Below are 13,210 nucleotides of genomic sequence, written 5' to 3'. Positions count from 1 at the left end.
GTGGAGTTAATGTGGATTTGAAAGTGAATTGAACAAAACTTAGGATAAACTATCGTTTTGTTTTTTCTAATAAAATCTGAACTTTCTCCCTTTCACTTTTTAATAGGCTTTCATATAGTTCAATAATCCTCTCAATCGGATTATTAATTACTGTTGTACACTCATAGCCGTTATTTACTGAAGAGTTATTAACGGCTTCATAAAAATTATTTGTGTTATGGAGAATACTTTCTTCATTGAACTTTTTTAGTCCTTCTAAGGTAACACCCAACACGTTTGCTATTTGTTGCAGGCGTTCATCCTCAATGCTTTCACTTTGCTCTAATTTTGAGAACGCTTGTTTTGACATGCCCAATCCTTGTCCCACTTCTTCTTGAGTCAGCCCTCTCAGCTTGCGAACGCGCTCAATTTTTTTTCCGATTAATGGCGACTTTGTATTAGTAAATGATTCCATGAGTCAAATAAGAATAGTTTAAGATTGATTTTTCAATAACTCGTTTTTTTCCCGTTCACTGGTTAATAGCCTTTCGTATAATTCTGCTATTTTTTCCAAAGGGTTGAAGATGAAATTGTGCGTAGCATTGTCTTTTACCTCTGTATTATAGAAGTTATATTGATTATTGATAACCTGTGTGATTTTCTCATCATCGAAATTTTCAATTACTTCAGGAGAGACACCTAAGACCTCAGCAATTTGCTTTAGTAAACTTTCTTCAATTTCTTCTTGTTGTTCAATTTTAGATACCTGCTGTTGTGATACTCCTAGTTTAGCTGCAAGGTATTCCTGTTTGAACCCGCGATAGGTTCTTATTCTTTCAATTTTTTGCCCAATTGACAGTTTCTTTTTGCTGGTGAATTCCATTTTCCTATAAAAATCTAAAGTTAGTAAAAATCAATCTATTAATAGTAAAAGTCAATCATCAATTTTGGCACCTGTGCTAAAATTTAAGTTTATTCGTACATATTAACTATGTGCAATATAAACAAACGGCAACAGCAAACTTTAATCGACCTTAAAGGCTCACTCCGTCAAAATGTTGACCATACCAGTTTTCCCCTTACATATAGTCCGGTTAGGTTCATAACGGCTAGTGGCTTACCGGCAAATAGCTTTGTCATCCACAAAGCCTGTTCTTATTCACTTCAAGACCCGATTAAAAACTTAATAGGGCACCCGGAGTGAACAGCTAAAATGGCAGTCGAAAATCAGTTATAGTTAATTACTTCATCGGCTGCCGTTTTTATTCCTTTCCCAATTAATCACCCTCTCAAGCTTTTCTCAACATGAAAAATTTAGCGATAAAGGTCGCCGTGGAAATCTATTGCCCAAAGCGACGACCTTGCCTGAATAAACTTTTACATATTGTACTATTAACTCTTTTATTAAATAGTAATGCTCACCGTGCGAGCGCACAAGCACGCATCCAATTAACCGGATTTGTTTTTTCGGCCGAAGATAAAAAGCCGTTACCGGGAGCTGTCATCACAAATGGAAACTCCAGCAGCAGAACAGCCACCAGCCTGGACGGCAAATTTCAGCTCAGTACAGCCGATACAGCCGGCATTTTGAAAGTCAGTTTTATTGGATACCAAACCGAATACATCAACTTTTCATCCCGGGAACGCGGCACATTTTACATTTATCTCCATGCCAATGCCACACAACTAAATGAGGTTGTTGTATCTACCGGCTATCAGACCCTGCCCAAAGAAAGAGCCACCGGCTCATTCGTCCAGGTGGACAGCGTCTTGGTTAACCGGAGGGTTAGCACGGACATCTTAAGCCGCCTGGAAGGAGTTGTTCCCGGCTTGCTGTTTAACAGGAATACCAATGCATCATCCACCGGCATCTCCGACATCAGTATCAGGGGACATAGTACTTTATTTTCCAATGATCAGCCCCTGGTGATACTGGATAACTTCCCGTACGATGGCAACCTCAATAACATCAACCCTAATGATGTAGCCAGTATTACTTTACTGAAAGATGCCGCTGCTGCCTCTATTTGGGGCGTAAGGTCAGGAAATGGCGTCATTGTCATCACGACCAAAAAAGGCCAGGTCAACCAAAAACTGAATGTTGAATTTAACAGCAATCTTACCCTCGGTGAAAAGCCTGATCTTTTTTACGACCCCAATTTTCTGAACAGCAGTGACTACATCGACGTTGAGCAGCAATTGTTTAACGCAGGGTATTATACCAGTGCTTTAAATACCGGGTATCAAGTTGTATCACCAGTGGTTCAGCTTCTGGCGGATCAAAAGGCAGGGCGCATTTCGGCAGATGCTGCGACCAGTCAGATTAATGCCTTACGGAGCTTAGACGTCCGCAAACAACTACAGCAGTATTTCTATCGGTACTCAGCCAACCAACAGTATAATCTCAATTTTCGGGGCGGAGGTTTAAAAAGTGACTATTACCTTTCTTTAGGTTACGATCACAACCGGAGCAATCAGGTTGGAAATGCGAACAGCCGGATCACCCTCAACAGTAACTACAATTTTTATCCGTTTAAAAATTTTACCCTATCAGCCGGGCTGTATTATACCAAAACCAATGCTCAGAATAATTCTACTGTAGCGGATATCGACAGGGTTAATTCAAAAGGCGGAATTTACCCGTATGCCCAAATTGCCGATGCTAATGGTAACTCGCTTGCGGTCGTACACGATTTTTCCCAATCCTTTATCAACTCTGCCGCAAATACTAAATATCTTGATTGGAATTACCGGCCATTGGATGAATTGCGGAACGCCGATAACCGTTCCAAGGCCTTTGACAACCGGATTAACCTGGGCCTGAACTACAAGTTTTTAAGAGGTTTCAGTGCAGACGTTAAATACGTGTATGAAAACACCCAATCCACGAGCAATAATTATTTCAGCCAAAATACCTATTACGCCAGGAACTTAATTAACCGTTTCACCCAAAAGGCGTCGAATGGCACGCTGTCTTACCCTGTGCCACTGGGCGGTATACTGCAGCAGGCAGAAGGTTCACTAGCTTCCCATCATGTACGTGGACAGCTTAATTTTTCGCGCGACTTCAATACTGATAACTCATTTACCGCAATTCTCGGGTCAGAATGGAGTTCAGCCACCAACAAATTGAACGATCCGTCTCCGGCATATGGGTATGATAACAGCACTGGTGCAAGCTATGGGCAGATCAATTACCAGACATATTATACCTTGAATCCTGCACGTTTAGGTAGTTTACAAATTCCGAACGGGCAGCTTTATACCGGAACTACTGACCACTTCATCTCTTATTTTACGAATGCAGCTTATACATATGGTAACAAATATACTTTATCCGCAAGTGCCAGAATAGACCACTCCAATCTGTTTGGGGTTAACACCAATCAGAAAGCAGTGCCCCTTTATTCCGTAGGTTTATCGTGGAATTTAGCGAAAGAATCCTTCTACAAAATTGACTGGCTTCCCGTTGCCAAACTGAGAGCAACGTACGGCTACAACGGGAACATCAACAAAAGCGCTACCGCGGTAACGACCATACAACAACAAATAAACAGTTATTATTCGGGCACCCCTTATTCTATTATTGCCAATCCGGGCAACCCGGATCTCCAATGGGAGAAAAACAGGATAATCAATTTTGGTTTTGACTTTGCAATTAAGAATAACATCATCAGCGGCAGTGCGGAACTTTACTTTAAGAAGGGGCTTAATCTCTTTGGCAGTTCCTCTATCGCACCTTCAACAGGGTACACCACTTTTTTTGGTAATACGGCAGACACTAAGGGGCACGGCGTGGACATCACCATTAACACCAGAAACGTATCCACCAACCGATTTCAATGGTTAACCACGTTCCTCTACAGTTATGCTATAGATAAGGTGACGAGATATGGAGTTCAGTCTACAGCAACGTCCTATCTTTCCAATGGCGACGGTAATTCCGGTACCATTGTGCCGCTGGTGGGCGCACCCATATTTGGCATCTACAGTTTTCGCTCAGGGCCGTTAACCCATGATACCGGTGATCCACAAGGTTATCTCAATGGAAACCTGAGCACCAACTATGCGCAAATTCTCCAAAATACAACATTTAGTGACCTGAAATTTTTCGGATCATCCCGGCCCACCTCATTTGGCTCCCTTCGGAATACAGTGTCCTATCAGGATATCAGCCTGTCTTTGAACATTATATACAAGCTCGGATATTATTTCAGACGCTCTTCTATACAATACAGCGGATTATACAGCAGCTGGCTTGGGCATGCGGATTACACAAAACGTTGGCAAAAGCCGGGCGATGAGGCAACGACAAACGTGCCTTCCATTCAGTTACCCAACACGGATGCCAATCGGGAGCGATTTTACACCTATTCCGAATCGCTGGTAGATAATGGTAACCATGTCCGGCTACAGGATATTACGCTGAGTTATGATCTGAGCAGGCATGTCTGGAAAAACTCGCCCTTTATCAATTTATCAATTTATGGCTATATCAATAATGTAGGCATCCTATGGCGGGCCAACCATGACGGCCTTGATCCGGATGTGTGGTCATTACCAGCCGGTGGAACGACCAGTTTGCCGCTACCCAGAACTTACTCCATAGGTTTAAAAGCTAACTTAAAATAACATGAAAAGGAATACATGTTTTATGATCGTCATTCTACTGGCAACGGCTTTCATCGGCTGTAAAAAGCAGGACGACTTTTTGGATACCAAGCCTAATCAGGCTTTAGCAATCCCCAAAACGATTGCCGACTTACAAAGTCTGATCAACAATGAGGATGTGTTTAACAGAAACTACCCCTCATTGGGAGAGGTTTCCACGGATGATTATTTTAACTCGACCTCCCTTTGGGTTAGTAGTTACACAACTGGAAAGAATGCCTACATATGGGCCAAAGAAATATATCCAGCTAATACGAATGTTCAGGACTGGAGTGGATCCTATCAACAGGTTTATTATGCCAATATCATTTTAAAAACTTTGCCTACCATTTCCTCATCTGCAAACCAGCAGCTGCAGGTGAATACTATACAGGGTTCGGCCTTGTTTTTCCGGGCGATGGCTTTTTACAACCTGGTGCAAACTTTTGCGCTGCCTTATGATCCGGCAAGTGCTTCTAAAGACCTGGGAATTCCGCTGGTTATGGAACCTGACCTGACTGCAAAGGTTGGACGGAATACCATCAGCGAATGCTACAGTCAGATCATTACTGACTTAAACGCCGCTGCCCCTTTATTACCTGCAGTTCCAACCGTTAAAACCCAGCCCTCACAAGCAGCCGTATTCGGTTTACTGTCTCGGATTTATCTGGTGATGGACAAATTTAATGAATCGCTGACATTCGCGAAAAACTGCTTAGCCTTGTATAACCAGTTACAGGACTTCAACAAGCTTAATCCTTCAGCCTTTCCTGTATACCCTAAATTTTCACCGGAAGAAATTTTTCATGCCTCTCAATTAGGTTATACAAATACTAGCTTTCAGGCCCAGGTCGATTCCAACCTGTACAGATCATTCAGTACCTCAGGGGACCTCAGACCCTCCATCTTCTTTTATAACGACAACGGAGCTATCGAGTTCAACAGCCAATATGATTATAAGAACGCACTTTCAGCCACCATCTCCGTCAATGAAATCTTACTGACTAAAGCAGAATGTGAAGCACGCCTGAATGATATGGCCAGCGCCATGAATGATTTAAATAGTTTATTGACCACCAGATGGGCAACAGGAAAATATGTCCCGCTTACAGCGACTTCAGCAGACGATGCGCTGAACAAAATATTGGTTGAAAGAAGAAAAGAGCTGGTGTTGACGGGCCTGCGATGGAGTGATCTCCGGCGACTTAACAAGGAAAGTCGCTTCGCGATTACCCTATACCGGCACATCAATGGTCAAACCTACAGCCTGCCTCCCAATGATCCCAGGTATGCCTTACCTATACCTGACACTGAACTTAATTTTAACCCCATACCTCAAAACATCAGATAATCATGAAAAAAATAATTTTAACGTCTCTATTTCTTTACGTCTGTATTTTTGCGTTTGCAAACACCAGTGCTGAAAACATTCAAATTTCCGGCAAGGCCTATTTTCTAAATGAAGGCGATTCCGTAGGCCTTCGAATTTACAAATACGGGATATATAGCAGCGAAAAGCAGTTTTCCGATTTACAATATGTCCGGGTAAAAAACGGTCAGTTTAATTTCAGCTGGGCCGCAAAACCTTACCCGCAGTTTACCAATATTTATTTCAAACACCATCAGGGTACCACCCTTACCTACTATATTGTTGAACCCGGTGAAAAACTTCACTTACAAATCACTAAAGATAGCTTGATAGTTTCGGGTGAAAAGTCGGCAGGATTTCAGCTTCAATATCAATTACGCAAAATACAGGCAAAGTTTTTTAGCCGAAATAGAATGTCTGATATTTCCGCTACACGTTTGATAAATCGCTCTCTGATGGATGATTCTATTGCTGCGGAACAAAATGTACTCATCGCTAAGTACAGTCACCTGCTGGATGAAAGAATGAAAAACTTCTTACTGTTGAATACACATTCAATGCAAATCGGGGGGATCTATGAATTGCTTTCAATGAGAATTTATGGGAATGTGGATTCATCTAAATACGAAGGGTTGCCACAATTAAGAAAATACCTGGAGGCTCGTAAAAAGTTGTTATCCTGCCATTTTGAATTGGAACCGTATAACCTTTTTTATTTGCAATTCGTGTTGAATAAATACAAAGTAGATTCGTGCTTATTGACAAAAAATGCATTCCACTTGAAGAATTACCTTACTTATGTCATTGACCATTATTCCGGTGTAACCAGAGAGCAGCTATTGGTAGCTGCTATTGATGAGCAAAAGGATTTTACATCAGACGCAGTTGAAGCAATAAAAAATGCTTTGTCGTATGTATCCAATTTAGATCATCAGAAATATATCAAGAGTATATTAGCATCCAGGGTGGAAGGCGCGACGGCTTATAATTTTGCTTTAACCAATACCGCGGGAAAGCCCGTCAGGTTATCTGATTTCAAAGGACATGTAGTGGTACTGGACTTTTGGTTTACCTATTGTGGGAATTGCGTACGTCTTAAACCGTACCTGGAGAAAATTGAGGCGAAATTTAAAGGACAGCCGGTTGACTTCGTCACCATTTGCCTGGATGAAAAAATGTCAATGTTTTTAAACAGTGTTAAAGGCGGCCAGTATACTTCTGCGTCAACCATTAATTTATTTACCAATGGCAGAGGTTGGGATGACATTGTTGTACAAAAGTATCAGCTTAACGGTTGTCCTACACTGGTGTTAATTGATAAAGACAACAAAATCCGCAATGTGACAACTGATCCACGGCTGGATAATGGAGAACATCTGACAAAGCTAATTACTACCTATTTACAATAACTTTGCCTAAGGCTTTCTGGTTATAAAAGACAGCTTTGCAATTTATAGAGTAAACTAAATTCTTAAAGCAAATGAACGCCCATCCTGATTGTCACGATGGGCGTTCATGTGTTGCTACTTATAAACTTGCATAGTAGACGCATGACCAGCCGGAATTTGGCCGTTTACCGGTGCATTAGCGGTGGTAATCGTGCAAATAGCTGACGTGGCTGTTGGTAAACAGCTGAGGCGGCTTGGCTGTTGAGGTTGCCATACAAAACTACCGTTCGATTTCACCGCATAATAAGTAGTTGCATTTTTCTTAGCGGCAGGGCTAAAGGCAAATGCAGTTCCAATGCTGCTCAGTGCAGCTAGGGCCATCATGGCCAGTTTTACTGTTTTCATTTTTTTAAATATTTAAATTAAATAATGGCCGGTTTTACAGACGGGACCAGCTTTAACCCGCTTTCGCGCGAAATATCTTTAGTGGTTTGATCGGACGGTCAAACCAACAGCTTCCCTTTTAGATAGCAGGTAGCCCCAGCCGTCGATAATTAAAAAAAATAGGTTGAAATACAGGTGCTGATTCCAGGTGAGCAGCCGGATAACCCCGCCACAGGAACATGGAACTTTTGGAAAAAAGTGCAGCAATATGGCTGCGATATACAGCGTAAAGGCCGTCATCAATAACAGGCTGAGCATTAACCCTGCTTTCCTTGTTCTTTCCGGTAGCAAAAGGAACCCGGCTATAATCTCTACGGGAGGCAGGGAGACGATCAGCAAATGACTTAGCCATTCCGGAAAAGGCTGATTGTACATGGCACGCTTGAATGCCCCGTAATCAAAATATTTGCTGAAACCTGCGTACAGGAACATCATTAAGGTGATCATCACAATCACGTCGAGTATTACTTCCTTCTTCATATCGTTTAAATTGAGAATAGATGAAATCCCACCTTTTGAGGCTGGCTGATCCTTAACAGGAAATGCAGGATACCGCTACTGCCGTTCATAAATCCGGCTGCTGGCATCGTTTCACTGCCTTCCACCCAATACAGGCTTTGACCGAGTTCGTTCTTGGAACTATGGAGTAGCTGACCGGCAATATGGCTGGCCCGTTCCTGCCATTGCACGTCACCCGTGATCCGGTATGCTTCCAGGTATACTTCTCCTAAACCGGCGAGGCCGCCGGCCTGCCCCAGGTAGTTGCTGGCAATTTCCTGAGGGTGGCTCAGCAATGCTTCGGTGGCGATCTCCCGGTAAGCCGGTACTTTTAATACTTCGTAGGCTTTCAGAAATACAAAGGCAATCCCGGTAAATCCATTGCCGAGCCAGGGATCAATGACCTTACTTCTGGCATTAACCGTCCATACTCCATAGCCATTGCTGTTACACCTTTGCCTGCCTAGCCAGTCCAGTGCTTTTACAGCTGCGGCCTTGCTTCGTTCGCAATAATTAGCCTCGTAATTTGCCAGCAGGAAATAGATGATACCGCTAATGCCTTGGAAAAGACCGGTTACTTTGGCTTTGACATGCGAACCGGTTTTAGCGATTTCCCAGGAGCCATCCCTAAGCTGGCTTTTCATCAGATTTAGCGCCAGGGTTGCTGCACCTGCTTTCAGATTAGGAAAATTTAACCATTCTGCACAGATCAACAGGGCAACGCCCTGACCAGCCTGACCGTGAGCGATGTTGAGTTCATTGTTTGGCCGGTTCAATAGGATATTGATGAGGTGGTAATGGTTGATGGTATTTTCCAACAAGCCATTTTTGATTAATGCCGCTATTACCACCGCAAACCCTGCTGATCCGTATAGTAAACCACTGTTTATGGTGCTTTCAGGTGCTGAATAATACTCGAGGGCGGTATTATAATTAGCAAAAAACACTTGTTCGTATTCAGCGGTGTCGAATCCCAAATGATCAGCCCGGTTCAGTGTAAATAAAATGCCCGCTGATCCGTTATAGAAATCAGCTTCCCAGGATAAACTCTTTACTTCGTTGGATACATGTACTTCTTCCTCATTCGGCTTGGCGTACCATAACTGTCGCTTTCCAAGTAGCGGTGACTTCCAGCATGCCTCAAAACTTTTACCGATCGTCCAATGAAGCAGTTCATGGCCAGCCTCAGCAGGTTTTGAGCTTGCAACGGTCGCAGACGTTGTCAGCAATAAAGAATAGTAAACGGAAAGCGTATGATGGATAGAATCCAGTCCCGGCCTTTCAGCAGGGTTGTTATTCAAGCATTGATGAACCAATAGGACCAGCCGCTCATTTTTAATATGGTGCATGAGCTGACGAAAGAAGAAGCCGGTATCTGAATTGGAGAATTTGGTAGGTGCCAAACCTGTCAAGGCTTTCACCAGTAAACCGCCAATGCTGTATATATCATCTTCGAAACAGGGTTCAGCCTGTGCTGATTGGGATGGCGACATATATCCCGGCGTTCCCAAGTTAAAGGCAGGTTGTGGCTGTTGTGCGTTAACATCATAGCACAATTCAATATCAATTGCAAAAACCTGACTGCTATGTGTCACCATAAAGTTCATGGGGCTGATATCCCGGTGAATAATGCCATCATGATGGAAATCCGATATGATTTTGATGCACTGCATGATTAAGCTAAGCATGGTCAGCTTATTCCGAGACGTGATGGTGCACCAGGATTTTCCCTCCTGGAGCTCAGCAAGCACATCCAGCAATGATTTTCCCTCAATGAACTCCGTTACTAAAAAGGTTTCATAACCGGTCTCAAAATAATCGTAGGCAGCGGGTACAGCTATACTGCTGCTCAACCTGCTTTGCATGAGATATTGCCAATTCAGCCGTTCCCGGATGGTTCTTGCGTAATCATCGAAGCACTGGTTTACTTTTCCCTGCTTGATCAGGCAACTTTGCAGTTGGAATGGCTTTTTGAAATAAATACCTCTGAAAACGTTCCCTTTAACATCAGATTTCAGGGTCTGCGTGATTAAATATTTACCCGCCATAAATTTGGGCGACCTATGATCGGGTTCTTTTTTAATAGCGCCAAAGGGCCATTGCAAATCCAGAGTCCGCAAATCTCTTGGTCCGTAATATTCCGGATCCGGAGCGGTATACAGGCACCTTCCCAGGTGTTTCGCTGTGGGCACATCAACACCTGCATAGGCATCGGTAACTTCAATGAGACGTTTGGCAAGAGGCTGCAGATGGTTTGCACCAGTCAGGATCGTGATAACTTTTCCTGCTTGAGCATAACCGAAACCGCCCTCCAGAATCATCGTATGGATGTTGCTATTTTCAGGAATGATAATAGCCGCTTCCTGGGTTGGTAATAGAGATAGAACTTGCGGCAGTAAGGAATGGATCTGCTGCTTAACGACAGAGATGTAAAGAACCCAGGTCATGCTATGGGGTATTTCGCCTGACAGGAGGAATGAATTTGTATTCACAAATTTCAGATCTCTGAAAAACACATCATAATCAATGACCTGTTTCCGGGCTACCTGCTTTGCCGTTGCTTCGGTAATCGAAGTCCTCTCATTCTTGTTGAAAAAAACTGGTTCCATTTTACGCTGCTGACTACGATGTAAAGCTACATGCGGACTATGGCAGCAAGCGTTGACCTACAATATCAAAAACTTAGATTGCTGTATTAAAAATTGCAGATTGGATCAACAGCCAATTTGCGGAAAATCAACAATTATGGCAGTGGTGCTAAAATTGATGGAGCAGTGACAAACTAGTAAAGTTAAGGCAAGTATTATTCATCCTGATTGATATACCATCTCTAAATAACAATGTTGGTTATATTATTCAACAAAGAATATTAAGTCCAGCGTTGACTTAAATCAATAGGACAATCCCTTATGAAGGCGGCTGAACGTCTCCTTAGTAACGTTCAAATACGATGCAATCAAATAATGCGGAACGCGCTTAAGAATGTAATCTTCATGCTTGGCCAGGTAGTTATACCGGTCTTTTGCTGCCGGCATTCTAAGCAGCTTTTCACGTTGCTGTCCTTCTGCCAGGGATTCCAGCAACAGTAAGATGATGAGTTCCCGGAATTCCGGGGTCGTCTCCAAAACCTGATTGATATGTTTGAGGGGCAATTGCAGGACTGTGGTTTTGATTACGGCGTTGAAATATTCTTCGCTGGGATGCTGATTAAATAATCCTGCGGGAATGATCAGATCACCTTCTTTTTTAAACCAGGTGGTCATTTTGTCTGCCGACGCTTCTATGGAGCCCCTTACCAATCCGGTTTGTATAAAGTAGAGCGCTGACGCATAATTGCCGGGCGACAAAAAGATTTCATTGGTCTCAAACCTGTTCATTCTCATACCATCAATGAGCAGATTGGACAGTTTTAATGACAAGGCTTTGGTTTGGTTTAATCGCTGGATAAAGGCAGAAGTATTCATCATCATCATGGCAACTTTTCAACAAAGAACCGGAAATGAAAAACCAAGGTCAAGTGGCAACGGGTGGCTGAAAAAATGCCATCTCAACCAAACCGGCATTTTTCTGTAAAAATTAATTAATACAATAAATTAATTTTGGCACAAGTGCTAAAATTGGCAGCAACTTTGTAAATTAGTCTATAACGGCAATTACGAGACAGTTTAACTATTTGCACCTTTATTTATTAATTAATATGGCCGCTGCATTTACACAGATCAAAGCATTTATAAGCACGTATACAGGTTACAATTTTGACGAGATTTCCCGTCAGGAAATGGAAGACTTAAAGAATTTTGTTCAGCAATCCTTTCAGGCTATTCGCTGGGAAATATTAACAGATTTGGAAACGTTACCTGACGAAAGTTCGAAAAAACAGTACATCAGCAATCTTCAGGTTCAATTGGTTTACCTCAACAGCATACATCAGGGATATAATCACGAGATGATTGTTCATCAGCGAACGGCTGATTTTGCCGGATGGCTAACCACGGAGATTTTTCAATTGTTGGAGCATATCAGGGCTCATTTTTCGGCCTATTTTGATGATGGACAAAATCTGCCTGACAATTACATTAAAGCTTATAGAAATCAGCATCCGGAGATATGGGCAGATTTCGAGCAGTTCTTAAAGGAGCATCCCCTTGATTCCGAACTTAAACTCCTTTTAACGCAATTTGCAAATGCCACGGAGTCATCGGAAAAGTTTGTCATTAAAACGTGGCGGCAGTTTGATTATCTGCTGAACATGATCTGGTCGATCATCAAATGGAAAGAACTTACCGAAGAAGAAAACCGGGAACTGGCACTTTTAAAACTTTTTGTGTACAACGAGTTTAACAGCATCCAGATTTACGCCTATTTCATTAAATACATAGAAAAAATAACGCTTGGAGAGGCGAGCTATCAGGACCAGCAGCAGGAATTGCTTTACCTGCTGAAAGTGTTCCGGCAGGTTCGGGTAGATGCCTATTTACCCTATGATCCCAAAGTTCAGTCTTTAAAGTTATCTGTAGTTGAAAGTCTGGAAACTGAGTTAGCCTACCTGGAACAAATGGAAAAGCTGCAGGTTCAGCATTTCCAGGGAACCAACCCGGAAGCACCGTCCAGGTTCTATTTCAACGTGGCTGTGACTTTAGCAGAATTGATGTTTTTCTTTCGGGTGATGCTGGAGGTGAAAGTCATTTACACCAAGTTTAATTCTTACCTCTATGAATTTATCTCCAATCATATCCGAACGGAGCGGACCGATAATATTTCCAAAAAAAGTATGCGCAATCATTTCAGTAATAAGCCATTCCCCGACCGGGTTGTGCAAAATGTCAAAGCATGGCTTGAAAAAATGATTCAGCACATTAACCTTCATTACCATATCTGATGT

The 13,210-nt window shown here is 42.5% G+C and carries 11 protein-coding genes; 5 read left to right on the top strand and 6 right to left on the bottom strand.

The window, feature by feature from the left end:
- Positions 1-49: 49 nt before the first annotated feature.
- Positions 50-454, bottom strand: coding sequence for a helix-turn-helix domain-containing protein (locus tag GPM24_RS11900; RefSeq protein ID WP_158826970.1), 405 nt, complete (start codon positions 452-454; stop codon positions 50-52).
- 18 nt (positions 455-472) lie between these two features.
- The gene (locus tag GPM24_RS11895; protein WP_158826969.1) at positions 473-862 is read right to left on the bottom strand and encodes a helix-turn-helix domain-containing protein; all 390 of its coding nucleotides are present in this window, start codon (positions 860-862) and stop codon (positions 473-475) included.
- Positions 863-1,284: 422 nt separating this feature from the next.
- On the opposite strand from GPM24_RS11895, the gene GPM24_RS11890 reads away from it, so the two are divergent.
- From GPM24_RS11890 to GPM24_RS11880, 3 genes are read left to right on the top strand one after another with little or no spacing between them, the layout of a single operon-like run.
- Positions 1,285-4,611, top strand: a complete 3,327-nt coding sequence (locus GPM24_RS11890; RefSeq protein ID WP_158826968.1) for a SusC/RagA family TonB-linked outer membrane protein — start codon at positions 1,285-1,287, stop codon at positions 4,609-4,611.
- 22 nt (positions 4,612-4,633) lie between these two features.
- Positions 4,634-5,980, top strand: a complete 1,347-nt coding sequence (locus GPM24_RS11885) for a RagB/SusD family nutrient uptake outer membrane protein (RefSeq protein WP_158826967.1) — start codon at positions 4,634-4,636, stop codon at positions 5,978-5,980.
- 2 nt (positions 5,981-5,982) lie between these two features.
- Entirely contained in the window at positions 5,983-7,407 is a 1,425-nt protein-coding gene (locus GPM24_RS11880) for a TlpA family protein disulfide reductase (RefSeq protein ID WP_158826966.1), read from the top strand.
- Positions 7,408-7,521: 114 nt separating this feature from the next.
- On the opposite strand, the gene GPM24_RS11875 is transcribed toward GPM24_RS11880, so the two are convergent.
- From GPM24_RS11875 to GPM24_RS11860, 4 genes are all read right to left on the bottom strand, one after another.
- Entirely contained in the window at positions 7,522-7,791 is a 270-nt protein-coding gene (locus GPM24_RS11875; RefSeq protein ID WP_158826965.1) for a DUF6520 family protein, read from the bottom strand.
- A 78-nt stretch (positions 7,792-7,869) separates the two neighbouring features.
- Positions 7,870-8,310 (bottom strand): MauE/DoxX family redox-associated membrane protein, encoded by a 441-nt coding sequence (locus tag GPM24_RS11870; RefSeq protein ID WP_158826964.1) that lies wholly within the window; start codon positions 8,308-8,310, stop codon positions 7,870-7,872.
- 5 nt (positions 8,311-8,315) lie between these two features.
- A complete protein-coding gene (locus tag GPM24_RS11865) occupies positions 8,316-10,937 on the bottom strand; it encodes a lanthionine synthetase LanC family protein (protein ID WP_158826963.1) in 2,622 nt (873 codons plus the stop codon).
- Positions 10,938-11,219: 282 nt separating this feature from the next.
- Positions 11,220-11,705: a Crp/Fnr family transcriptional regulator gene (locus GPM24_RS11860; protein ID WP_158826962.1), complete on the bottom strand. Its 486-nt coding sequence runs from the start codon at positions 11,703-11,705 to the stop codon at positions 11,220-11,222.
- A 13-nt stretch (positions 11,706-11,718) separates the two neighbouring features.
- Between GPM24_RS11860 and GPM24_RS11855 the strand changes: the two genes are divergently transcribed.
- Positions 11,719-11,901, top strand: coding sequence for a hypothetical protein (locus tag GPM24_RS11855; protein WP_158826961.1), 183 nt, complete (start codon positions 11,719-11,721; stop codon positions 11,899-11,901).
- Between the two features lie 124 nt (positions 11,902-12,025).
- Positions 12,026-13,207: a hypothetical protein gene (locus GPM24_RS11850; protein WP_158826960.1), complete on the top strand. Its 1,182-nt coding sequence runs from the start codon at positions 12,026-12,028 to the stop codon at positions 13,205-13,207.
- Positions 13,208-13,210: the final 3 nt, after the last annotated feature.

Source organism: Mucilaginibacter lacusdianchii (genome assembly GCF_009770985.1).
In the GTDB taxonomy this organism is placed as follows: Bacteria; Bacteroidota; Bacteroidia; order Sphingobacteriales; family Sphingobacteriaceae; genus Mucilaginibacter; species Mucilaginibacter lacusdianchii.
The sequence above is the reverse complement of the archived record's forward strand: the minus strand, read 5'-3'. Positions and strand labels throughout refer to the sequence as shown.

Coding starts and splice junctions, on each gene's coding strand:
- GPM24_RS11900 (WP_158826970.1), bottom strand. CDS start 454: ATGGAATCATTTACTAATACAAAGTCGCCATTAATCGGAAAAAAAATT.
- GPM24_RS11895 (WP_158826969.1), bottom strand. CDS start 862: ATGGAATTCACCAGCAAAAAGAAACTGTCAATTGGGCAAAAAATTGAA.
- GPM24_RS11890 (WP_158826968.1), top strand. CDS start 1,285: ATGAAAAATTTAGCGATAAAGGTCGCCGTGGAAATCTATTGCCCAAAG.
- GPM24_RS11885 (WP_158826967.1), top strand. CDS start 4,634: ATGATCGTCATTCTACTGGCAACGGCTTTCATCGGCTGTAAAAAGCAG.
- GPM24_RS11880 (WP_158826966.1), top strand. CDS start 5,983: ATGAAAAAAATAATTTTAACGTCTCTATTTCTTTACGTCTGTATTTTT.
- GPM24_RS11875 (WP_158826965.1), bottom strand. CDS start 7,791: ATGAAAACAGTAAAACTGGCCATGATGGCCCTAGCTGCACTGAGCAGC.
- GPM24_RS11870 (WP_158826964.1), bottom strand. CDS start 8,310: ATGAAGAAGGAAGTAATACTCGACGTGATTGTGATGATCACCTTAATG.
- GPM24_RS11865 (WP_158826963.1), bottom strand. CDS start 10,937: ATGGAACCAGTTTTTTTCAACAAGAATGAGAGGACTTCGATTACCGAA.
- GPM24_RS11860 (WP_158826962.1), bottom strand. CDS start 11,705: ATGAACAGGTTTGAGACCAATGAAATCTTTTTGTCGCCCGGCAATTAT.
- GPM24_RS11855 (WP_158826961.1), top strand. CDS start 11,719: ATGAGCAGATTGGACAGTTTTAATGACAAGGCTTTGGTTTGGTTTAAT.
- GPM24_RS11850 (WP_158826960.1), top strand. CDS start 12,026: ATGGCCGCTGCATTTACACAGATCAAAGCATTTATAAGCACGTATACA.